Origin of the sequence: Nonomuraea helvata (genome assembly GCF_039535785.1) — a bacterium.
In the GTDB taxonomy this organism is placed as follows: Bacteria; Actinomycetota; Actinomycetes; order Streptosporangiales; family Streptosporangiaceae; genus Nonomuraea; species Nonomuraea helvata.
The window spans coordinates 571,275-593,136 of the sequence record NZ_BAAAXV010000009.1; the positions used below are offsets into that span (position 1 = coordinate 571,275).

17 protein-coding genes are annotated in these 21,862 nt (G+C 69.7%); 7 read left to right on the forward strand and 10 right to left on the reverse strand.

What is annotated here, in order from left to right; translation table 11 throughout:
* Positions 1–91: 91 nt before the first annotated feature.
* From ABD830_RS35195 to ABD830_RS35205, 3 genes are all read right to left on the reverse strand, one after another.
* On the reverse strand, positions 92–997 hold the full coding sequence (locus tag ABD830_RS35195) for a DNA-processing protein DprA (protein ID WP_344997439.1): 906 nt from the start codon (positions 995–997) through the stop codon (positions 92–94).
* A gap of 726 nt (positions 998–1,723) precedes the next feature.
* Positions 1,724–2,203, reverse strand: a complete 480-nt coding sequence (locus ABD830_RS35200; RefSeq protein WP_344997441.1) for an ATP-binding protein — start codon at positions 2,201–2,203, stop codon at positions 1,724–1,726.
* Between the two features lie 230 nt (positions 2,204–2,433).
* Positions 2,434–3,339, reverse strand: a complete 906-nt coding sequence (locus tag ABD830_RS35205) for a CHRD domain-containing protein (RefSeq protein ID WP_344997444.1) — start codon at positions 3,337–3,339, stop codon at positions 2,434–2,436.
* A gap of 364 nt (positions 3,340–3,703) precedes the next feature.
* Between ABD830_RS35205 and ABD830_RS35210 the strand changes: the two genes are divergently transcribed.
* On the forward strand, positions 3,704–4,897 hold the full coding sequence (locus ABD830_RS35210; RefSeq protein WP_344997446.1) for a DUF1996 domain-containing protein: 1,194 nt from the start codon (positions 3,704–3,706) through the stop codon (positions 4,895–4,897).
* Positions 4,898–5,035: 138 nt separating this feature from the next.
* Positions 5,036–5,686, forward strand: a complete 651-nt coding sequence (locus tag ABD830_RS35215; RefSeq protein ID WP_344997448.1) for a protein-L-isoaspartate(D-aspartate) O-methyltransferase — start codon at positions 5,036–5,038, stop codon at positions 5,684–5,686.
* A 7-nt stretch (positions 5,687–5,693) separates the two neighbouring features.
* Here the strand turns inward: ABD830_RS35215 and ABD830_RS35220 are convergent, their stop codons facing one another.
* On the reverse strand, positions 5,694–6,632 hold the full coding sequence (locus ABD830_RS35220; RefSeq protein WP_344997450.1) for a hypothetical protein: 939 nt from the start codon (positions 6,630–6,632) through the stop codon (positions 5,694–5,696).
* 182 nt (positions 6,633–6,814) lie between these two features.
* Positions 6,815–8,362 (reverse strand): glutamine-hydrolyzing GMP synthase, encoded by a 1,548-nt coding sequence (gene guaA / locus ABD830_RS35225; RefSeq protein WP_378520770.1) that lies wholly within the window; start codon positions 8,360–8,362, stop codon positions 6,815–6,817.
* A gap of 98 nt (positions 8,363–8,460) precedes the next feature.
* On the opposite strand from guaA, the gene ABD830_RS35230 reads away from it, so the two are divergent.
* On the forward strand, positions 8,461–9,411 hold the full coding sequence (locus ABD830_RS35230; protein WP_344997454.1) for a DUF2207 domain-containing protein: 951 nt from the start codon (positions 8,461–8,463) through the stop codon (positions 9,409–9,411).
* Here ABD830_RS35230 and ABD830_RS35235 read toward each other — a convergent pair.
* Positions 9,402–10,223, reverse strand: coding sequence for an SDR family NAD(P)-dependent oxidoreductase (locus tag ABD830_RS35235; RefSeq protein WP_344997456.1), 822 nt, complete (start codon positions 10,221–10,223; stop codon positions 9,402–9,404). The two genes, ABD830_RS35230 and ABD830_RS35235, sit on opposite strands and share 10 nt — an antisense overlap.
* Before the next feature lie 95 nt (positions 10,224–10,318).
* Positions 10,319–11,812 carry a DUF885 family protein gene (locus tag ABD830_RS35240; protein WP_344997458.1) on the reverse strand — a complete coding sequence of 498 codons (1,494 nt, stop codon included), beginning with the start codon at positions 11,810–11,812 and terminating at the stop codon, positions 10,319–10,321.
* Between the two features lie 79 nt (positions 11,813–11,891).
* Here ABD830_RS35240 and ABD830_RS35245 point away from each other — a divergent pair, with 79 nt between their 5' ends.
* Complete coding sequence (locus tag ABD830_RS35245) at positions 11,892–12,635, forward strand: N-acetyltransferase (RefSeq protein WP_344997460.1); 744 nt, start codon at positions 11,892–11,894, stop codon at positions 12,633–12,635.
* A gap of 17 nt (positions 12,636–12,652) precedes the next feature.
* On the opposite strand, the gene ABD830_RS35250 is transcribed toward ABD830_RS35245, so the two are convergent.
* The 3 genes from ABD830_RS35250 to ABD830_RS35260 form a co-directional block, all read right to left on the reverse strand.
* The gene (locus tag ABD830_RS35250; RefSeq protein WP_344997462.1) at positions 12,653–13,630 is read right to left on the reverse strand and encodes a PLP-dependent cysteine synthase family protein; all 978 of its coding nucleotides are present in this window, start codon (positions 13,628–13,630) and stop codon (positions 12,653–12,655) included.
* Between the two features lie 4 nt (positions 13,631–13,634).
* A complete protein-coding gene (locus ABD830_RS35255; protein WP_344997464.1) occupies positions 13,635–14,456 on the reverse strand; it encodes an MBL fold metallo-hydrolase in 822 nt (273 codons plus the stop codon).
* A 75-nt stretch (positions 14,457–14,531) separates the two neighbouring features.
* Complete coding sequence (locus ABD830_RS35260) at positions 14,532–16,037, reverse strand: succinic semialdehyde dehydrogenase (RefSeq protein ID WP_344997466.1); 1,506 nt, start codon at positions 16,035–16,037, stop codon at positions 14,532–14,534.
* A gap of 73 nt (positions 16,038–16,110) precedes the next feature.
* On the opposite strand from ABD830_RS35260, the gene ABD830_RS35265 reads away from it, so the two are divergent.
* The 3 genes from ABD830_RS35265 (at position 16,111) to ABD830_RS35275 (ending at position 21,830) form a co-directional block, all read left to right on the forward strand.
* Positions 16,111–18,345 carry a protein kinase domain-containing protein gene (locus tag ABD830_RS35265; protein ID WP_344997468.1) on the forward strand — a complete coding sequence of 745 codons (2,235 nt, stop codon included), beginning with the start codon at positions 16,111–16,113 and terminating at the stop codon, positions 18,343–18,345.
* Between the two features lie 32 nt (positions 18,346–18,377).
* Positions 18,378–20,429, forward strand: a complete 2,052-nt coding sequence (locus ABD830_RS35270; RefSeq protein WP_344997470.1) for a beta-propeller domain-containing protein — start codon at positions 18,378–18,380, stop codon at positions 20,427–20,429.
* A 156-nt stretch (positions 20,430–20,585) separates the two neighbouring features.
* Complete coding sequence (locus ABD830_RS35275; protein WP_344997472.1) at positions 20,586–21,830, forward strand: S8 family serine peptidase; 1,245 nt, start codon at positions 20,586–20,588, stop codon at positions 21,828–21,830.
* Positions 21,831–21,862 lie beyond the last annotated feature (32 nt).

The following is a 21,862-nucleotide window of genomic DNA, read 5'->3' on the forward strand; positions in this document are numbered from 1 at the left end:
GACATTCGGTATCCGGGTGGGATTCGTCATGATCGCGCCAAGCCGATCTCGAATCATCCCCCGAAGCACAGGCGATGCCTCCGCCATTGAGTCAGCCGATCCTCGTGAGCAAACTCTCCAACTGCTTGGGACGGTCCAGCAGGGCATCGACGATGACCATCGCCTCGCGAGCGCTTCGAGCCACATGGACATCGGGCTTGCCCGCCGTAACCCGGCCCCACTGGGTGCGGTCAATCACGGACTGCATCAAGATCACCGGTCGACCGTGTTCCACGGCCTTGCGCGCCTGGATGCGGGTCCCGCTCCGCTCGCTGGCCTCGACAATGATCGTCGCCAAACTGTAGCCCGACATCGTGCCGTTCCGCAGTGGGAACGTCGTCTTGTCCGGCCCTCTGTCCGGCCAGAACTGAGAGAACACGGCACCTTGCTCGGCAACCTCTCGATGGAGGTCACGATTCTCTGGGGGGAAATGTTTACAGATCCCGGTGCCGATGACGGCCACCGTCCGACCGCCGGCTGTGAGCGCGGCCCGGTGAGCCGCAGTATCGACACCGGCGGCCAGACCCGAGACAACTGAGAGACCGCGCTCCACCAACCGCGTGGCCAGCTCAGCCGCCGTAGATCGACCTTCCGATGAGACCACCCGTGAACCGACCACCGCGACCCCATTGTCCTCGTCAAGGACCGTCCCACGGGCGAACAGCAGCGGAGGTCGATCGAACACGTCCCGCAGCCGGTGCGGATAGCGATCGTCTCTCAAGGCGATGACTTGGATGCCACTCTGCTCCCAGGAGGCGATCTCCTCTGCGGCCTGGGCTATCGCTTCGTCAACTGGATCCGAGAACAGATCGACGGGTGCCAGGCGTTCGCGCAAGAGTGCCACAGCTGAGGCCTCTTCGGCGAGTTGCTGAACAAGCTCACGCTCGCCCTTCTCCGTAGCGGTACGACGAAGTAGCGCCACCATTGCAGCGCGTTCCCTGTCGTCCCACCGGCTCACAGCACAAGAGTAGTGGCCCGACCATCCCTCCGTCACCCTAGACATCGAACACATGTCCAAAACGCACCAACAGCATCGCGGGCGCTGGTGACCATCGGGACGGCCTGCCCGACGGACACAGCGCCACGACCACCAGCGCGGGGATGAACCGCCACCAGCGACTCCTCCAAGCTCGAGGCTCGGGCAGCCAGGAGCGACGCCACGCAGCGCGGCCCTGGCATCGCTACTGGCCGCGGGGCTGGCGGCCTGTGCCCTGCGGCTCGGCGCAGGACTTCCGGTACAAGGCCTCGCCCATCTTCATCGGGGCGCTGCTGGGGCTGATCATTAACCGAGAGAACCCTCCACCGGCGAGCCCTCGCCGACCGAACCCCAGCAACGTGGCTCCCGGTTTGGGCATCGGACCTTGCTCATCTGCTGTCTTATCGGGAGCCTCCTCTCATCCGCCACCGCTCTCCGCCGAACCATCGTGACCAGGGCAATCAGGATGCTAAGAGTTCAGCGATGCAGCTATTGGAACGCTGCCTCTGCCTTCGTGTAGGCCTCCTGGGCGATCTGAGGCAGCAGCTTGGCAGGGTCGTCATGAGGGCGCGGTTCCCCCGGCTGATCTTGGTGGGTCGATGAGCGTGAACGGCGCGGGACACCAGGACGCCGAGCTTTGTTGCGGGCCTCCACGATGCCCAGCGACTCTATCGTCATGTCTTGACGATACGCAGAGCATGTACATCCTCACGCAGCGAACGCGAGAGCGTCCAGGGGGCAGGCCTCGGCGTGGGTGAACGTCGGCAGTTCGAACCAGATGGCCTTGCCGCGAGGCGTGCGGACACCGCCCCAGCAGCAGGAGAGCGCGTCGACCAGGAACAGCCCGCGCCCGCTCTCCGCGGCCGGGCCGGCGGTGCGCATGTGCGGGAGCTCGGGATTCTCGTCCTCGACCTCGCACCGCAGCAGGCCGTCCTCGGCGAAGAGGCTGAGGCGGACCTGTCCGTACGCGTGCTCCAGTGCGTTGGTCACCAACTCGCTGACGAGCAGCTCCGCGACCTCCGTCTGGGCCTTGAAGCCCCAGTCGGCGAGCTTGTCACGGGTGAGCCGGCGCGCACTGCGCACCGAGCCGAAGTCGTCAGCGGGCAGCCACCACGAGGCCGTCCGGCCCGCCACCGGGCGACGGCCGGTCGCCGCTGTCCAGATCCTGCTCCACGAAACCATATTCATTGCCCTGCACCCCGAGTGGCAGCTGAGGACGTGATGCTGCCTTTCGGTTTCCTGCTGTCCCCTCTTCAGGTGAGCGTGGATTGCTCACACCTTGAGAATGCCTCAGTGAGCCCCTGGATGAGAGGTGAAAAATCCCCGTATAGATACCTATTTCGGACTACGTAGGTACTGCCATCACACGCAGCGTCGCCGTACGGGGGGGCGGCACCCCCGTACGGCGACTTGACGCGTTACCAGCCGCCCCGGTGCAGCTGGCCGCGCACCGCGCCGCCGGGGAACTCACTCGTGTGCAGGTTGGCGTACCAGCCCTTGGGGTTGTGCCTGATGCCGTCGGCGACCTTGGCCGTGGTGGTGCCGGTGCCGGCGATGCCGTTGACGCCGGCGGGCAGGCCGTTCTTGGCGGCGAAGAAGTCGACGACCACCGGGCCGTTCTTGCCCTTCACGCCGCGGTGGATGTGGCCGTTGGTCGGCTGGGCGATCCGCTTCCAGGCCGTGGCGAAGTGAACCTTGGTGCCCTGCACCCAGAGGAGCCAGGCGGCCCGCCCGTCCTTGTCGCCGACCTTCGTACCGGGCGCGGGCACCTCCTGGCGGCCGTCGGCCAGTGCCGTGAGCGTGCTGTGCGAGCCGCCGGCCAGCACCGACTCCAGTGACACGGGGTGGATCCGGTGAAGCTGGGCACGGACGGCGCCGCCGGGGAACTCGCTGGTGTGCAGGTTGGCGTACCAGCGCTTCGGGTTGTTCGCGATCCTGCCGAGCAGGGCCGGATCCTTGACCGTGACGGTGCCCTTGACGGCGTCGAGCGAGCCGGGCAGCGCCTCGCCGAAGAACGGGATCTTGACGTCGCCGTTCTTGCCGGCCTTGCCCTGGTGGATGTGGAACGCGGTCGGAGCGGCCACCTTCTGCCACCGGATCGCGTAGTCGACCTGCTGCCCGTGGATGCGGAACACGGCGATCGCGCTGCCGTTCCTGTCGCCGACCTTGGCACCAGGGGCGGGCACTTCGTTCTTGCCCAGCAGCGTCGCCGCCAGGTACACGTCGGTGCCCGTCTCCGCCTGCGCCATGGCGGGGCCGAAGGAGGCGGCGACCAGCGTGGCGGCGAGCGCGAGGCCGGGGACGGTGAGGATGCGCTTCGTCATGATCAACCCTTTCAGTCGCCTCGGGTGTGAGGCGCGTAGCGGTGTTCGTCGCACGGTTGTACGACCCGCGTCTCGCGCCGGGTTCAATCCTCGAATGTGCATAAATACGCATTCGTGCTGGTCAGCAGGGGTCCGTCCGCCGCCCTGCGTCCGAGTTGATCATCGCCGGATGAACCCCCCGATCCGGACCCGCGTACCTCTCGAAGATCGGACTCCTTGCCCACATCACGAAACCGGAGGGAGTGGTCGCATGCGAAGTCCATCGGGGGGAAGACGATTCAGGCCCTGGTTGGGGGCTGCCTCCCTAGGCGGGAGCATCGCCGTCGTCCTGTGGGGATCTCCGCTGTCCGCGCAGGCAGGCACGGTGAACGTCTACCTCGGTACGGCCGCGGCGCAGTCCATCGTCTGCCCCAGCGTGACCGGCAAACTGCCCGGCATCCCCGCAGCCGCCCAGGCCGAAGTCGACCGGAACCTCGCACTGCTCGACAAACAACTCCAGGAAGCCAACGACCGACTCGCCCGATCGACAGGACAAGGCGGCCCCAACTTCGTCCAGAACGCCATCCTCGGCCCACTCGCCGACAAACGCGCCGCCACCCTCGACCGCATCGCCATAGCCATCGGACGCGCCGCCCAACGCCCCACCGGCCTCAACCAGCTCGCCACCTGCACACTCGGCGGCTCTTCAGCGCAGAACGCCGGCCCCTCGGCCGAGGACTTCGTCGACATCCGGAAGGTCCCCGAGACAGAGCAGCCACAGGCGGACGAGAACGGCTCAACCGGCACGTTCGTCTCCCGATGCGGTACGACCGGCTCAGGCCATTCCAACGCCGACGACCTCATCCTCGCCCCGGGCATGTCGGACGGAGCCCAGCTCCAGCTGGACTACGTGGGCAACATGTCCACCGACGCCTTCTCGACCAACGAGACCCTGGCCGAAGCGGACACCAGCTGCCGCACGGCCGCCGACCGGTCCGCCTACTTCTGGCCCACCCTGCGCGTACGCGGTTCCGATGACGAGACCGGCTCGAACAACGTCGGCACCCCCGTACAGCCGTCGTCGGTCCGGCTCGAGTACCGCGGCAACCCCACGTCGCAGGTCACGGCCGCACCGAGGTTCCTCAGGATGGTCTCCGGCGACGCCAGGGCGGTCACCAACGGCGGCGCCGACGCCCGGCCGACGTGGACCTGCACGGGTTTCACCGACCGGCTGACCGACAAGTATCCGATCTGCCCCTCCGGCAGCGACGTGGTCCGCGTCTTCGACATGCCGAGCTGCTGGGACGGCCAGAACCTCGACAGCGCCGACCACCGTACGCACCTCGTCTTCCCTGACGAGACCGGCGCCTGCCCGAGCGGCACCGAGGCCGTGCCGCAGCTCCGGATGACGCTGACCTACGAGAACCTGCCCAGCACGGCGGACGTCCCCTTCGCGGTGGACGCGTTCGCCAGCGAACAGAACGACCCGGGCACCGACCACGCCGGCTCCATCGGGGTGATGTCGGAGAAGCTCATGCGCACCGTCGTCCGCTGCGTCAACAGCGGCAGGACCTGCTGACACCTGACCCACCCGTCGAGGGGACACCGCACCGGCCGGTGCGGTGTCCGCTCGTGGATTCGGATCGAGGCGGTCGGGAAGCAGGTGGGCATGGCTCGGAGAAGCATGCCGACGGGGGCCTGCGGCCGGTGACCGCCGATGGAGTACGACCCGCTGGTGGAGGCCGCCCAGTGGTCCGGTGTTGAGGATCCGCGACTGCTGGCCGCCATCGCCACCACGCCACGTGACCGGTTCGTGCCGCCACGCTATGCCGCACGTGCTCCGTGCGACGAGCCCATCCCCATCGGCCACGGGCAGCCCACGTCACAGCCGTCCCTGATCGCACAGATGATCGACGCCCTCAGGCTGTCGGGCACTGAGACGGTCCTGGAGATCGGCACCGGGTACGGGTACCAGACCGCCCTGCTGGCCCGCCTGGCCCGCCAGGTGTATTCGATGGAACGCCACGCCGACCTGGCCGAGCACGCACGGGCCAACCTCGCCGCGGCAGGGGTGGCCAACGCCGAGGTCATGGTCGGCGACGGCACCGCCGGCCTCCCGGAACACGCGCCCTTCGACGCCGTCGTCGTCTCCGCCACGGCCCGTACGGTGCCCGCCCCGCTCGCCGGCCAACTGGCCGAGGGTGGACGACTGGTCATGCCGATCCAGGAGGACCTGAACGAGATCGTCACACTCTTCGGCAAACGGCGGGGCCACCTGGTCCAGGAGCGCCTGCTGACTCCCGCCCGTTTCGTCCCCCTGATCGGCGAGCACGTGGACGTCCCGGGCGACGAGCCGCCCGGGCGCTAGCGCCCGATCACTGCCCCTTCTTGGCGCCCTCGACGAGAGAGCCGCAGGTGAATCCCTTCTCCCGCTCGGGCTGGAGCTGGATGTCGACCAGGATCGTGCTCTCCGAGAACTTGCGGAAGGTCGTCATCCTGTCGCAGTCGTAGAAGGCGTAGCCGCCCTCGAACTCGCCCAGCAGCATCATCCAGCGCCCGTCGTAGAGCGTCTTGCCGCCGCTGTCCTGGAGCGTGGCCCACTGGTCCTGGAAGCCGAGGGTGTCGAGGAGGGTGTTGGACCGGCCGGTCTTGTACACGTCCACCGCGCCGAAGACCATCTGGAGGATGAGCAGGTATCCGAGCCCGATACCCGTGAAGGCGCCGATCAGCACCTTCATGCCGGCGCGGCCCACCGACCTGCGGCGCAGCAGGCGGAAGGGCACGACGTAGGCCAGCACGCCCAGCACGACCGCGAAGACGACGTCCCCGCCGTCCAGTTGCTCCGCGTCCCCCGCTGACACGTACGAGAGGAAGCCCAGGTAGGAGAGTCCGGCCCAGATTCCGGCGATCACCGCGACGATCCACGGGCGTTCCCTGAGCGCCCCGAAGAGGCGCCCTGCCCAGCCGCGGGTGATCAGGTTGAGCAGCCAGGCGAGTCCGACGAGGAGGCCGATGCCCGCGGCGAGGAGCAGGAGCAGCGGGATCAGGGTGCCCAGGAGCCGTCCGAGCAGCACGGCCTGGTCGAGCCCGGCCTGCTCGGGCGTGATGCCGAAGACGGCGTACATCTGCTGGAAACCCATGTACAGCAGCGCGTAGAGCGTGACGCCGGCCGGGACCACCACCGAGCCGATCTTCTCGAGGACGTCCAGGACCCCGCTCCGGTCCGCTTCCTCCTCTACGGCGGCCTCGGCCGACGGTAAATCAGCCGGACCAGCCGGAACCTGCTGATCTAACGGATAAGACTGAAAAGTCATGGTCAATTGGATCCCTTGGCGTGTTCGGCCAAGCGATGCGTGCCGTATAGGACCCCGGACATGTCGCACCACACCGCCTATGCCCCGGTCGAGGCATGGAGCGTAAGTTACGAGAGCATCCCCGGGACCGGTCCCGGGGATCACGGCGAACCCGGGGACCGTGCAGGTCTACCCGGCGAGGGTTACTCCCACTCGATGGTGCCGGGGGGCTTGCTGGTCACGTCGACGACCACGCGGTTGACCTCGCGGACCTCGTTGGTGATCCGGGTCGAGATGCGCGACAGCACGTCGTAGGGCACCCGCGCCCAGTCGGCCGTCATCGCATCCTCCGACGTCACCGGCCGCAGCACCACCGGGTGCCCGTACGTGCGCCCGTCTCCCTGCACGCCCACCGAGCGCACGTCCGCCAGCAGCACCACCGGGCACTGCCAGATCTGCCGGTCCAGGCCGGCCCGGGACAGCTCCTCGCGGGCGATCGCGTCGGCCTCGCGCAGAATGTCGAGGCGCTCGCGGGTGACCTCGCCGACGATGCGGATGCCGAGGCCGGGGCCGGGGAACGGCTGGCGCCACACCATGGCGGCCGGCAGCCCGAGCTCCTCGCCCGCCCGGCGGACCTCGTCCTTGAACAGCGCCCTGAGCGGCTCCACCAGCTTGAACTGGAGATCCTCCGGCAGGCCGCCGACGTTGTGGTGCGACTTGATGTTGGCGGTGCCGGTGCCGCCGCCCGACTCCACCACGTCGGGGTAGAGCGTGCCCTGGACCAGGAAGTCGACCGGGCCGTCGGCCATGATGGCGCGCTGCTCGTCCTCGAAGACGCGGATGAACTCGCGGCCGATGATCTTCCGCTTCTCCTCCGGGTCGGAGACGCCGTCGAGGGCCTTGATGAAGCGGTCGGCGGCGTCGACCACGCGGAGCTTCACGCCCGTGACGGCCACGAAGTCGCGCTCCACCTGCTCGGCCTCGCCCTTGCGCAGCAGGCCGTGGTCGACGAAGACGCAGGTCAGCCGGTCGCCGATGGCCCGCTGCACGATCGCGGCGGCCACCGCGGAGTCGACGCCGCCCGACAGCGCGCAGATCGCGCGGCCGTCACCGACCTGGCGGCGCACGGACTCGACGGAGTCTTCGACGATGTTGAGCATCGTCCACGACGGGCGGCAGCCGGCCGCGTCGAGGAAGTGCTTGAGGACCGTCTGGCCGTGCTCGGAGTGGAGCACCTCGGGGTGGAACTGCACGCCGTACAGGCCGCGCCCAGGGTGCTCGAAGGCGGCGACCGGCGTCTCGCGCGTCGAAGCGGTCACCGTGAAGCCCTCGGGGGCGGCCGAGACGCTGTCGCCGTGTGACATCCAGACCGTCTGGGCGCCCGGCAGGCCGGCGAAGATCACGCCCTCGTTGAGCACCTCGAGCGCGGTGCCGCCGTATTCGGCGACGCCCGTGCGGGCCACCTCGCCGCCCAGCGCCTGCGCCATGGCCTGGAAGCCGTAGCAGATGCCGAACGTGGGGACGCCCGTGTCGAACAGCCCGTGCGGCGCGGGCGGCGCGTCTTCGGCGTAGACCGAGGAGGGGCCGCCGGACAGGATGATCGCCTTGGGGTTCTTCGCCATCATCTCCTCGACCGGCATCGTCGAGGGAACGATCTCGGAGTAGACGTGGCACTCGCGGACGCGCCGGGCGATCAGCTGCGCGTACTGCGCGCCGAAGTCGACCACCAGCACTGTGTCGAATTCAGACACCGTGAGAAACCCCCCAAAGGCGAAATGCGGTAACCACAGTCTATCGGCCCTGTGCATTACACCTGGCCTGCAGGCGGCACTCGTGCTAACACAGAACGATGGATCTTGTCTGGCCGGTGACGGCGTGGGCCCTGTGGGTGACCGCGCTGGCCGCCGCCTTCAAGGCGTCCAGCCGCGAACGACCCCGGCAAGCGCCCCGGTACGAGGTGCCCGCGCCCGTGGCCGAGCTCTTACGCGGGATGCGGTCTCAGGATGTGTTCCATTCGGCGCTGCTCGACCTGGCGGGCCGCGGCTGGGTCACGGTCGAGGGCGAGCGCCTCTCCTTGGCGGCGAGAAGGCAGGAGCCGCTCCGCCCCTATGAAGGGTGGGTCCTGGAACGGGTGGCCGCCCGCCTGGGCGGCAGGCCGAACGCGCCGGTGATGGCGCTCATGCCCGAAGGCTCCGACCTGGACGGCGACCTCGTCCCGCTCGTCCGGCGAGCGGCCATCGAGCTCGGCCTGGCACGCAGGCGCTGGCGGACCATGATCGTGCCGCTGCTCCTCGCCATGGGGCTCGTGGTCCCCTGGTACGCCACCCTCTCGGCGGCCGGGCTGTCGTGGCCGGGGATGATCGCGACAGTGGTGTCGTTCGTGGCCGGTGTGAGCCTGCTCATGGCCGGAAGGGGTTTCCTGCTGACCGAGGCCGGGCGGGAGATCGCCGGGTCCGAGGGCGCGCCGGTGGACCCTCGGCAGGAGTGGATCTACACCGGCAGCGGCTGGCGTGGCGTCGAGATCGAGGATCCCGGCTCGTCCGGTCCCGTTCCCAGCCGGCAGGAGGTCTCCGGTTACGTCGTCAAGCGCTGGGCCGTCATCGACATGGACTCCGACTCGCTGAGCAGCAGGCGCTGCCACTACCTCGCGCTTCACGACGGCAGCTCGGAGAAGGCCACGTCATACCTGGTCAAGGAGGGCGTCTATCACGACGTGCTGCCGGGTGACTTCGTCCGGCTGCTGGTCAAGCCGCGTACCGGCAGGGTGAAGCGGGTGCTGGCCCACGAACGTCACTGGTAGGACGGCAGGTTGCCACCGAGCAGGGTCTCGGTCTGCAGGCGCAGCCGGGCGGCGTAGCGGGGATCGGTCAGCACCAGGAACCGCTCCTCCCTGATGGCCTCCACGACCAGGTCGGCCACCTGGGACGGCTCGATGCCGCGCTCCGCCGACCTGCTGACGGACTCCTGGACCTCCATCTCGTCCTGGGTGGGGGTGTGGACCAGGGTGGGCGGGCGCACGCGCGCCGAGTCGGCGATGCGCGTCCTGACCGCGCCGGGGCAGAGCGCGGTCACGCGGAGCTTGGCGCCAGCGGCGGCCAGGTCCTGGGCGAGGGCCTGGGACGCGGCCAGCGCGGCGTACTTGGTGACCGCGTACCCGCCGGCCCCCGGTGTGGCGAACAGCCCGGCCACCGACACCGTGTTGACGATGTGCCCCTCGGTGTCCTGCTCGATCATGCGCGGCACGAACTCTCGGACGGCGTGCAGCACACCCCACAGGTTCACGCCGAGCAGCCAGGCGAAGTCGTCCTCGCCGCGGGTCCACATGTGGCCGCCCTGGAAGACGCCGGCGTTGTTGCAGAGCACGTGCACGGCGCCGAGCTCGCCGAAGCAGCGGTTGGCCAGGTGTCGTACGGACGCCGCATCGGAGACGTCGGTGACCTGCGTGAACACTTTGCCGTCGCCTGCCTGGGCGGCCGTCTCCGCGAGGCCGCCGGGATCGACGTCGGCGAGCATCAGCGTCATGCCCTCGGCCGCGAACCTGAGCGCCAGCGCCCGCCCGATGCCGCCGGCCGCGCCCGTCACCACGGCGGTCTTGCCAGAGAGCTCCCGCACAGGCCCAACCTCCCTCGCTCGCGACCGACGCTACCTGAGGTGTCGTCGCCGCTCCAGGAAATGCGTCCGCACGGCGCGGGAGCTCCCCGTCAGCTTTAGAGGACGCGGTCGATCAGGCCCAGGGGCGGCGAGCCGAGGTCGAGCAGCGCCTTGTGGAAGCGCTGCAGGCTGAAGCCCGCGCCCCACTCCTTGCGTGCCCGCTCCCGCAGGTCGAGGATGAGCAGCTTGCCCCAGGTGTAACGCCCGTACGTCGGGTCGAACGACGCCCGCCTGGCCTCCGAGAGCGCCGCGGGCCCGGCCAGATGCGTGTCGGCCTCGAAGCGCCTGGCCCCCTCCTCGACCGTCATCTGCCCGGTGTGGACGCCGATCGCGCAGGCGAGCCGCGTGACACGGATCAGCGCCTCCACCCACACCCCGATCTCGAACCGCGGGTCGTCCGCCTCGAAGCCCTCCTCCACGCAGAGCTCCTCGGCGTAATGCGCCCACCCCTCGATGAACGCCATCGACTGCAGCAGCCTGCGCACGTCGGACTTCGCCCGCCGGAGCGCGCGGGCGTGCGAGAAGTGGCCGGGCGCGACCTCGTGCACGTTGATCGCCGGCAGCGTCGTCCGGCTGAAGACCTCCAGCCACTCCTCCTGGTCCTGCTCGGGCCAGGAGGTGTCCGGCGGCGTGATGTAGTACCAGGACGGGCCCTCGGGCTCGCCGGGCGAGTTCCACGCCATCATGGCCATCGCCCAGCGCCGCGACTCGGGCGCCAGCCCCACCAGGCACTCGCCGTCGTGGTAGGGCACGAGATCCTTCTCGCGGGTGAACGCGATGGCCTTCTCCGTGCCGATCCGCGCCGCCTCGATCACGCCGTCCGCGTCGGGGTGGTCCTTGACCAGCTCGCGTACGACGTCCAGCGGGGCCCGGTCCGTCTCGCCCAGCTTGGCGCAGGACTCGGCGAGCAGCGCCATCAGCCGGTCCCGCTCGGCGTCGGCCCGCTCGGCCAGCCTGCCCAGATCGACCGGCAGGCCCTCGCCCGTGCCCATGAGCCTGGCCAGCGCCTCGCCGCCGAGCGCGGCGTCGGGGTCGCCCTCGGCCGCGGCCCGCTCGACGTGGGCGACGAGCCGTCCGTGGGCCTCGAGCGCGGCCTCGTCCGTGACCCCGGCGGCCAGGCCCTTGACCGCCGCGAGCAGGGACTTCGCGACCGGGGCCGGGACCTGGTCGAGCGAGGCGATCGCCTGGTCCACGGCCTCGGGCCAGAGCCCGAGGTGGGCCGCCTTGGCCGCGGCGCGCTCCGCCTCGGGGGCGTAGTCGCGGTCGTAGCAGGCGAGGTCGAGGTTCGAGAGGTGGATCAGCGGGTTCTTGCGGTGCAGCTCCAGCTCGCCGAACTGAGTACGCAGGCTCTCCTCGAACACCTGTAGGTGTTCGGCGTCATGCGCGTCCTCGGGCGCGGGTCCCTGGCCGAGCCGTGCCAGCCCGGACCGCACGCCCTCGGGTGAGAGGTCCTGGATCCGGCCGTCGTACTCGTGCCTGCCGCCGCCCTCGCGCGCCTCGGCCACGATCAGGTCGGTGATGGCTCGCAGCCTGGCGTCAAGTTCTGTCATGCGGCCGACGGTAGCGCACGGTTTCTCGCCCGGATTATTCGTGCGCGTACCGGTCGGCCGTAATGTGAAAATGATCCGCATGGCTATCAAGATCACGACGCTCGCGGAGCGTCCCGAGTTCGCGCCGTCGCTGTTCGAGATGGACCATACGTGGCAGGAGTTCGTGCTGCAGGACCCGATCGCGGACCTGTTCTATCCCTTCGCCACCACGACCTATGCCGAGTACGTGCTGGTGGCCGATGACGAGGCGGAGCCGGGGCGGCTGGTGGCGCGGGGCAGCATGATCCCGTTCCTCTTGGAGGGCGCCGAACTGCCCGACGACGGGTGGGACGGCGTGATCAGGTCGGGCTGGCTGGCCCGCGAGCGCGGCACGCGACCTGACAGCCTCTCCGCCCTGGATATCAGCGTCCGCCGCGACCTGCAGGGCATGGGCCTGTCCTCGCTGATGCTGGCGGGCATGCGCGACCACGCTGCCCGCCTCGGCTATTCCGAACTGGTTGCGCCCGCCCGGCCGAACAGGAAGCATCTCGAACCGCACACCCCCATGTCCGAGTACGCCTTCAGGACCCGCGCCGACGGCCTGCCCCATGACGCCTGGTTACGGGTGCACGTGCGGGCGGGCGGAAAGATCCTCAAGGTCGCGCCCCGCTCGATGGTGGTGGCGGGCACGCTGGCGGAGTGGCGGAAGTGGACGGACCTGCCGTTCGACCGCTCGGGACCGCTGGAGGTGCCGGGCGCGCTCACCCCGGTGCACTGCGACGTGGAGCACGACCACGCGGTGTACGTGGAGCCGAACGTCTGGGTCAGCCACCCCCTGATCTGAGACTTCAGCCTGAGCTTTCAGACGCCGGTACGGCTCCGCAGCTCCTCCGTGTACTGCCCGGCGTCCAGCCCCTTTCCGGCAGCCCAGGCATCATCGTGATATGTCGCCAGATGACGGTCGGCGGCATCCCCGAGCACCGACACCACCGTGCCGGTCTCGCCCCTGGCGCGCATGCGCTCGACCAGCTCCAGCGCCGCCCAGAGCGCCGTGCCCGACGAGCCGCCCACCGGCAGCCCCGTGACCTCCTTGATGTGCCTGGCCGCCGCCACGCTCGCCGCGTCGGGCACGGGAACGACCAGGTCGACGAGGTCAGGCCGGAACCCGGGCTCGACGCGGGGCCGTCCGATGCCCTCGATCCGCGACGGCATCCCGGTCGCGTAGTCGGGCACGTCGAGCGTCCATCCTGGGAAATACGCAGAATTATCAGGATCCGCCACCGCGACCCGGCACTCCACCTCGTGGGCACGGATCCAGCGGCCGAGCGTCGCGGACGTGGCGCCCGTGCCCGCCCCCGTCACCACCCAGTCGGGCCGCACCTGTCCGAACAGCTCCTCCCCCAGGTCATGCTCGGCCGCACGCCCGAACTGGTCGAGGAAATGCCCCGGGATCTCGCGCGCCGCATCGTAGATCGCCAGCGGCGGCGTCACGAACCTGCACTCTCCGCCCAGCGCCTCCACCGCCCGGGCGCGCGCCTCGCTCCGCTCGCCCGGCATGACCACGATGTACGGCAGCCCGAGCCGCCGGGCGAACCACGCCTGCGCCACCGCCGCGTTGCCACCCGTCGCCTCGACCACGGTCGTGCCCTCGGCGACCAGCCCGTCGAGGATCGCCCGGCGGAACAGCGCCCTGGCATGCCGATGCCGCAGGCTCCCCGTGGGCTGCGCCGACTCGTCCTTCAGCAGCAGCCTGATCCCGGGCGCCTGCACCGGAAAGTCGATCAGCGGGGTGGGCTCCCCCGCCGCCAGCACGTCGAGCGCTCGCGCGTTCCAATTCACGCCTTCACCCTGCCAGGCGCGGGCCGGACGGACTGCCCGTTTCGCCACGAGCCGAGCCACCGCCCGTAGCCGCGAGCACCCGGGTCAGGGGAGGCGCGTGGTCTCGCCCGGCGCCAGCAGCCGCAGCCGGTCGCCGAACCCGGCGAACGCCTTCTCCACCGTCTCCCGCCCCTGCGTGAAGTGCGCCCAGTGCTCGAAGTGCAGCGGCACCACGTACCGCGCCCAGGATCTCGGCGGCCGTGACCGCGTCGTCGCTGTTCAGCGTCAGAAACCCGTCCACCAGCGGGGTACGGGCCCCGCCCGCGAACAGCAGGGCCACGTCCACCGGGCCGACCCGCTTCACGACCTCCCGTACGACGTCGAGCGAGGCGTTGTCCCCGCTCACGTAGACGGTCGGCAGCCCCTCACCGCTGAGCACGAACCCGGTGACCTCGCCCACCAGGTGCTCGGTCCCGTCCGGGCCGTGCTGCGCCGGGACCCCGGTCACCGTCAACCCGTCGCCCAGCGTGACGGACGTCCAGTTGGGCAGGGCGCGCACCGAGCCGCCCAGCCGCGCGGCCGCCGACTGCGTGGACAGGGTCAGCGGCACGGACGCCAGGTGGTCCCGCCCGGCCTGGTCGAGGTTGTCGGGGTGCTGGTCGTGCGAGAGCAGCACGGCGTCCACCGGTCCGAGCGAGGAGACCTCGACGGCGGGCCCCGTCGTCTTGGTGAGCGCCCTGTTACCGATCGGGTAGTCGCCGGGTGCGTCGAACGTGGGGTCGGTCAGCAGGCGCACCCCGCCGATCTCCAGGACCGCCGTGGGCCCTCCGACGTAACGAATCTCCATGCTTGTCAACGACATCGCGCCATGACCGGTTATTCCGCGCAAGTCGGCCTCGCACCGCACGCTGACGCGTCGGCGTCACTTCAGGTGGAGGCGCCGCATCGCCTTGAGCGTGGTGGCCAGGGTGGCGGCCCACTTCTCGTACGGCAGCCCGAACGGCGGCTCGAACCCCAGCCAGCCCGCCTGCGAGGCCACCGTCTTGGACTCGGTGTAACGCAGCAGCCCCTCCGCGCCGTGCCGGCGCCCCAGGCCGGACGCCTTCATGCCGCCCATGGGAGCGTCGTAGGAGGCGTAGGCCGAGGCGTATCCCTCGTTGATGTTGACCGTGCCGGCCCTGACGCGGGCGGCGAGCGCGCGGCCGCGCGGCAGGCTGGAGGTCCAGATGGAGGCGTTCAGGCCGTAGATGGTGTCGTTGGCCAGCTCGACCACCTCGTCGTCGGAGGAGAACGGATAGAGCGCCACCACCGGCCCGAACGTCTCGTTGCGGCACAGCTCCATCTCCTCGCCGACGCCGGTGAGCACGGTCGGCTCGTAGAACAGCGGGCCCAGGTCGGGCCTGGCCTTGCCGCCTGTCAGCAGGGTCGCGCCCTTGGCCAGGGCGTCCTCGACGTGGGCGGTGACCGTGTCGAGCTGGCGCTGCGAGGTCAGCGAGCCCATCTGCACCGACCAGTCGTGGCCCGCGCCCAGCTTGAGCCCCCTGACCTGGGCGACGAAGCGCTCGGCGAACGCGTCGAACACGGACGCGTGCACGTACAGCCGCTCGATCGACAGGCAGAGCTGGCCGGCGTTCGTGAAGCAGGCCCGGATGGCACCCTGTACGGCCACGTCCAGGTCCGCGTCGTCGAGCACCACCATCGGGTTCTTGCCGCCCAGTTCGAGCGAGCAGCCGATGAGCCGCTTGGCCGCCTCCTCGGCGATCTTCCTGCCGCCGCGCGTGGAGCCCGTGAACCCCACGTAGTCGGCGTCGTCGAGCAGCGCGTCGCCGATCTCGGCCGGCTCGCCGAGCACCACCTGCCAGATGTCGCGCGGCATGCCGAGCTCGGCCAGCAGGTCGATGGTCCACAGCGCGGACAGGGCGGTCTGTGTGTCCGGCTTGTGCACGATCGCGTTCCCGGCCAGCAGCGCGGGCACCGCGTCGGTGACGCCGAGCGCGAGCGGGTAGTTCCACGGGGAGATCAGTGCCACCACACCCTTGGGCTGGCGCAGCTCCGCCACGCGGGTGGCCACGGGGAAGATGCCCTTGCGGGCGCGCGGGGCGAGCAGGCCGGGCGCGCGGCGGGCGTAGTAGAGGCTGCAGCCCGCGACGTCGAGCACTTCCTCGAAGGCGTGCTTGCGGGCCTTGCCGGTCTCGTTCTGGACGATGTCGAGGATCTCGTCCCTACGGTCCAGGATCGCGTCGTGCAGCCGCAGGAACGGTTTCGCCCGTTCCGCCGCGGGCCTGGCCGCCCAGTCGGCCTGGGCCGCCCTGGCCTTCTCGTACGCCCGGCGGACGTCGCCAACGTCCGATATGGGCAGCTCAGCGAGGGTTTCGCCGGTAAAGGGAGCGATGATGTGCCGTGTCCTACCGCTGGACGTCACGTGCATGGCAGAAGGATATTCCGCCCGGCTACCAGCGGGTAGTTTTTGCGGATGCGCGCCATAGGGCCAGAATCCCTACATGGCAACCTTCGCTCCGCTACGCCCCGGGGATCCACAGCGGCTAGGGGGCCTGGATCTCCTCGGCCGGCTGGGCGAGGGCGGTCAAGGCGTCGTCTACCTGGCCCAAGGCCACAATGACTCACGGGTCGCGGTCAAGTGGCTACGGCCCGACCTGTCGGGCGACCAGGTGAGCGTCGAGAGGTTCCTGCGCGAGGTCCAGGTGGCCCAGCAGGTGGCGCCGTTCTGCACCGCGGCCGTCCTCGGCACCGGGGCCGAGCAGGATCGGCCGTACATCATCAGCGAGTTCATCGAGGGGCCCTCCTTACACCGGGTCGTGCAGGAAGAGGGGCCGCGCACGGGCTCCGTCCTGCACCGGCTGGCCATCGGCACGGCCACCGCGCTCGCCGCGATCCACCAGGCGGGCATCGTGCACCGCGACTTCAAGCCGGCCAACGTGATCATCGGCGCCGACGGCCCCCGAGTGATCGACTTCGGCATCGCGCGGGCGCTGAACGCCACCGCGACGATCAGCAGCATGGTCGTGGGCACGCCGGCGTACATGTCGCCCGAGCAGATCATGGGCCACACGGTCGGGCCGGCCTCCGACATGTTCGCGTGGGCCAGCACGATGATCTTCTCCGCCTCCGGTCAGGCGCCGTTCGGCAGCGACACGATGCCCGCGGTGATCAACCGCGTGCTCAACCACCATCCCGACCTGAGCGTGCTGGACGGCCAGCTGCGTGATGTGGCGGCCGCGTGCCTGGCCAAGGACCCGGCGCAGCGGCCGACGGCCGAGCAGGTCATCATGCGGCTGCTGCGGCACCCCGCGCCCGGCTCCGCACCGAGCTCCGCGCCGAACGCCGGCATCCTCGCGCAGGCCGCGGCCGAGGCCGCCCCCACGCCCGCGCCCCCCTTCTCCTCGCCGTCAGGACCCGCGTCGGGGCCCGTCTCGGGGCCCATGTCGGGACCGTACGCGGGTCCGCCGGCCGGCCCCTATCCGCAGGGACCGCCGTCCGGCCCCAACCCGTACTCGGGCCCGGTCCCCCACACGGGCTCCGTCGCGCCGTCCGCCCAGCCCTCGTGGCAGCCTCCGGGCCCCTACGGGCAGCAGCCCACCCATCCGAGCTGGAGGGAGCAGCCGCGCCCGCCGCAGAAGAAGGGCCGGGGCCCGCTCGTCGCCGGCATCACGGTGGCGGTCGCGCTGCTGATCCTGGCGGGCGTGATCGTGTACATCCAGGCCGACAAGGGCACGCTGGCCGACCCCGCGCACTCCCCGACGCCCCGCCCGACCAGATCCAGGACGACCACCAGCCAGTCGCCCAGCCAGCCGGCCGTGCCGGCGACGGGCGAGAGGGTGTCGATCCCGGGCGCGAGCGGCATGTACCTCTACGAGGACCCGCGCGACGCGGTCGTCCTGACGTCCTACGAGGTCTACGACAAGAAGAAGGACGACTGGATCGACTTCGCCAGGGGCTCCCTGCACGGCTCGTACACGAAGTACGCCGGCAACTGGGAGTCCATGGTCTCCCCCGACGGCCGCTATCTCGCGACCAGGGGCAGGAGCTACAGCTCGGACGACTTCGACTTCGTCGTCATCAGCGACAGGCAGAGCGGCGGCCGTACGACGATCAAGACCGTCAAGGAGCCGCTGATCAGCAGCATCAGGGCCTGGTCGAAGGACGGCTCCAAGATCCTGCTCAACGTCGAGAAGAAGACCGGCGACGACTGGATCTACCTCGGATTCGTCCTGATCGACGTGCCCAGGAAACACGCCACCACCGTGAACGTCTCCGACACCTCGGTGCGCCAGACGGCCTTCGGCTTCGACGGCGCCGAGGACGGCGCGGTCAACGTCTACGGCAGCGAGAAGAACCGCAGCCTGCGCTTCTTCGACTCGGAGGGCAAGGCCACGCACTCCATGACGGGCATCGGCACGCTGTCCGCCGGCACGCAGGACATCTTCTCGCCCTCGGGTAAGACGTTCGTCACCAACTGCCCCAACGGCGGCGACGGCGACCACTGCGTCTGGGACTCCAGGTCCGGCGAGCGGGTGCGCACGTTCTCCTCCGACTGCGACAAGGTCCTCGGCTTCTACGACGAGACCCACCTCTACTGCTGGGAGCAGAACAACGGCACCAACGACGAGGTCCAGGTGGTCGACTTCACCGGGAAGCTGGTGCGCAAGCTCTTGGAGGTGCCCGACAAGATCGACTTCAGCCCGGTCTTCACCGTCAATCCCAACAGGCGGTCCTGAACCATCCGGCCGGGAGAGCCGTCAATGAGGGCATGAAGACGCTGATCCGTGCGGCCGCGACCGCCGCTGCGCTCGCAACGGTAACGGTCGCCTGCACCTCCACGGCCGCGGAGCCGCCGCAGAAGCCGAGGACGAGCCCGCTCGGCGCGATCCGCCTGGTGGCCTACACCAGCTGCGACGACCTGCTGTCCGGGCTGCGCGAGCACGCCGCCAGGAACGTCGGCGCGTACGGCTTCGACGGCGGCATCCTGCCCTACGCGGCCCTGGCGAAGGACGCCCGCGTGGCCTCCGAGCAGGCCGACGCTCCCGAGCACTCCACGACGAACGTGCACGAGGCCGGCGTGGACGAGCCCGACGCGGTCAAGACCGACGGCAACCGGGTCATCACCGTCCAGAACGGCATCCTGCGGGTCATCGACACCGCCACCAGGAAGGTCACCGCCTCACTCAAACTGACGGGGAAGGACCAGCCCGGCGTCTCCGCCGACCTGCTGGTCTCGGGCGACCGCGCGCTGGTGCTCATGCGCGGCGGCGACATCATGTACAAGGCGAGGGACTTCGTCCGGCCAGGCGAGACGAAATACGTGCTGGTCGATCTCTCGGGGCAGCCCAAGGTGCTGAGCACGATCAAGACGCAGGGCTCGTACGTGGACGCCAGGATGGTCGGCTCCACGGTCAGGCTGGTCACCCGCAGCCAGCCGGACATCACGTTCCCCGTGATCAACGGGGAGGTCCCGGAGGCCGAGCGCCTCAAGCGCAACCAGGCCGCGGTGCGCAAGGCCCCGGCCGAGGCCTGGCTCCCCAAGACCGAGATCACGGACGCGTCGGGGACGGTCAAGAAGGACTCCGTGAAGTGCGAGCGGATCAGCCACCCGGCCGACTACACCGGCACGTCGCTGCTCACCGTGCACACCATCGACCTCGCGCAGGGCCTCACCGCGGCCGGCACCGACCCGATCAGCCTGGCGGCGGACGGCGACATCGTGTACGGCACCGGCAGCAGCCTCTACGTGGCCAGCAACCCGCGCTGGTGGATGCCCCAGCCGGTGGAGGACACCCCGCAGACGAACCCGGAGGCCACGGCGACCACGCCGCCCTCGGAAGGCGTCGCCCCGGCCGAGGAGCCCACGCCAACGGACCCGCAACCAACGCAGGCCTCCGAAGAACCAGCGCCCACCCCGTCCGAGCTCACCTCGTCCGAGCTCACCTCGTCCGAGCTCACCTCGTCCGAGCTCACCTCGTCCGGGCCCAGCCCGACGCCCACCATCCCGCCGGAGGAGACGGAGGTCCACCGGTTCGACATCTCCTCGCCCGGCGCCCCCGCCTACGTGGCCTCGGGCAAGGTCCCCGGACGGCTGCTGAACCAGTACTCGCTGTCGGAGTACGACGGCCACCTCCGCGTCGCGACCACACTCACCTCCCAGGACGGCGAGAACAGCTCCAGCGCCGTGTACGTGCTCAAGGCCGACACCCTGGTCAAGACGGGCGAGGTCGGCGGTCTCGGCCGGGGCGAGCGCATCTACTCGGTCAGGTTCATCGGCCCGGTGGGCTACTGCGTCACGTTCAAGCAGGTAGACCCGCTCTACACGCTGGACCTGCGCGACCCGGCGGCGCCCAAGGTGACGGGCGAGCTGAAGATCACCGGCTACTCCGCGTACCTGCACCCCGGCGCCGACGGCCGCCTGATCGGCATCGGCCAGGAGGCCAGCGAGAAGGGCCGGACGCTGGGCACGCAGATCTCGCTGTTCGACGTCAGCGACCCGGCCAGTCCGCGCAGGCTGTCGCAGCTGTTCCAGAAGGACTCGGGCTCGACGGCCGAGTGGGACCCGCACGCGTTCCTGTACTGGCCGAAGACCGGCCTGGCGGTGATCCCGCTGTTCCAGCAGACCGAGTCGGGCGCGCTCGTGCTGAAGATCGACGACTCCGGCGTGTCGAAGCTCGGCATGATCAAGCACCCGTCGAACGAGGCCGGGATCGACCGCGCGATGGTCATCGGCGACTCGATCTGGACGGTCTCGTACGACGGTGTCCAGGTCAACGACATCGCCACCCTGGCCCAGCAGGCGTGGATCCCGCTGCGCTAAAAGCAAGAAAGGTGCCGATTTCGTATGATTGGCACCTTTATCCATGGACAGCCCCCCACTCGTGATGAAAACTTTACTAACCATGTAATGTCGGATTGGTGGGGCTTGTAATCCCACAGGCCTCTCCAGACCCATCACAGGAAGGGCCCACGCGCCATGCGATCACGCACCCCCCTGCTCGCATTGCTCGTCAGCGCATTGGCGTTACCCCTGACGCCGCCGGCCGCCTCCGCCGCCACGCAGGCCGCGCAGGAGACGTACATCGTCCAGCTCAAGCCGACGCTGCGGGCGGCACCCCGCTCCGCCGCCCAGGACCAGGTGTCGCAGTACGGCGGCGAGCTCGTCGGCGTCTACGAGCACGCGTTCAAGGGCTACACCGCCCGCCTCAGCGCGACCGCCGCCGAGCGGCTCAAGCAGAACCCGAACGTGCTCAGCGTCGAACCCGACGCCGTGGTGACGACGTTCGCCCAGACCACGCCCACGGGCGTCAGGCGCATCTTCGCCCCCGCCAACCCCAATCTGGACATCGACGGCGTCGATGACGTGCGCGTCGACGTGGACGTCGCGGTCGTCGACACCGGCGTGGACTACACCCACCCCGACCTGAACGTGGTCGCCCGCGCCAACTGCGTGACCGGCGTCTGCCTCAACAACACCGGCACCGACGACAACGGCCACGGCTCACACGTGGCGGGCATCATCGGCGCCAAGGACAACACCATCGGCTCGGTCGGCGTCGCGCCCGGGGCCCGCATCCACGGCGTCAAGGTGCTCAACTCGGCCGGCTCCGGCACCCTGTCGGCCATCGCGGCCGGCATCGACTGGGTGGTGGCACGGGCCTCCACCATCGAGGTCATCAACCTGAGCCTGGGCTGCAGCGGCTGCTCGAGCAGTGCCATCAGCACCGCGATCACGAACGCCGTCAACAAGGGCATCGTGGTCGTCGTGGCCGCGGGCAACAGCCACGCGAACACGTCCTCCTTCTTCCCCGCCAACCACCCGGACGTGGTCACGGTCTCGGCGCTGACCGACAACGACGGCCTGCCCGGCGGCGCGGGCGGCAGCACGCTCTCGTGCCGCAGCGAGACCGACCAGGACGACACCTCGGCGTTCTACTCCAACTTCGGCTCCACTGTCGAGATCACCGCGCCGGGCACCTGCATCTACTCGACGTGGATGAACGGCGGCTACAACACGATCAGCGGCACCTCGATGGCCAGCCCCCACGTGGCGGGCGCGGCCGGCATCCTCACCTCGGGCAGCCGCAAGCCGACGACCAGGGCGGGCGCGCTGGCCGTACGCACCAAACTGATCGCCACCGGCAACTCCAACTGGACCGACGACTCGGGTGACGGCGTCAAGGAGCCGCTGCTCGACGTGCACGACTCCACGCAGTACTAGAGGACCATCCTGGAAGGGCGGTACGCGGATCC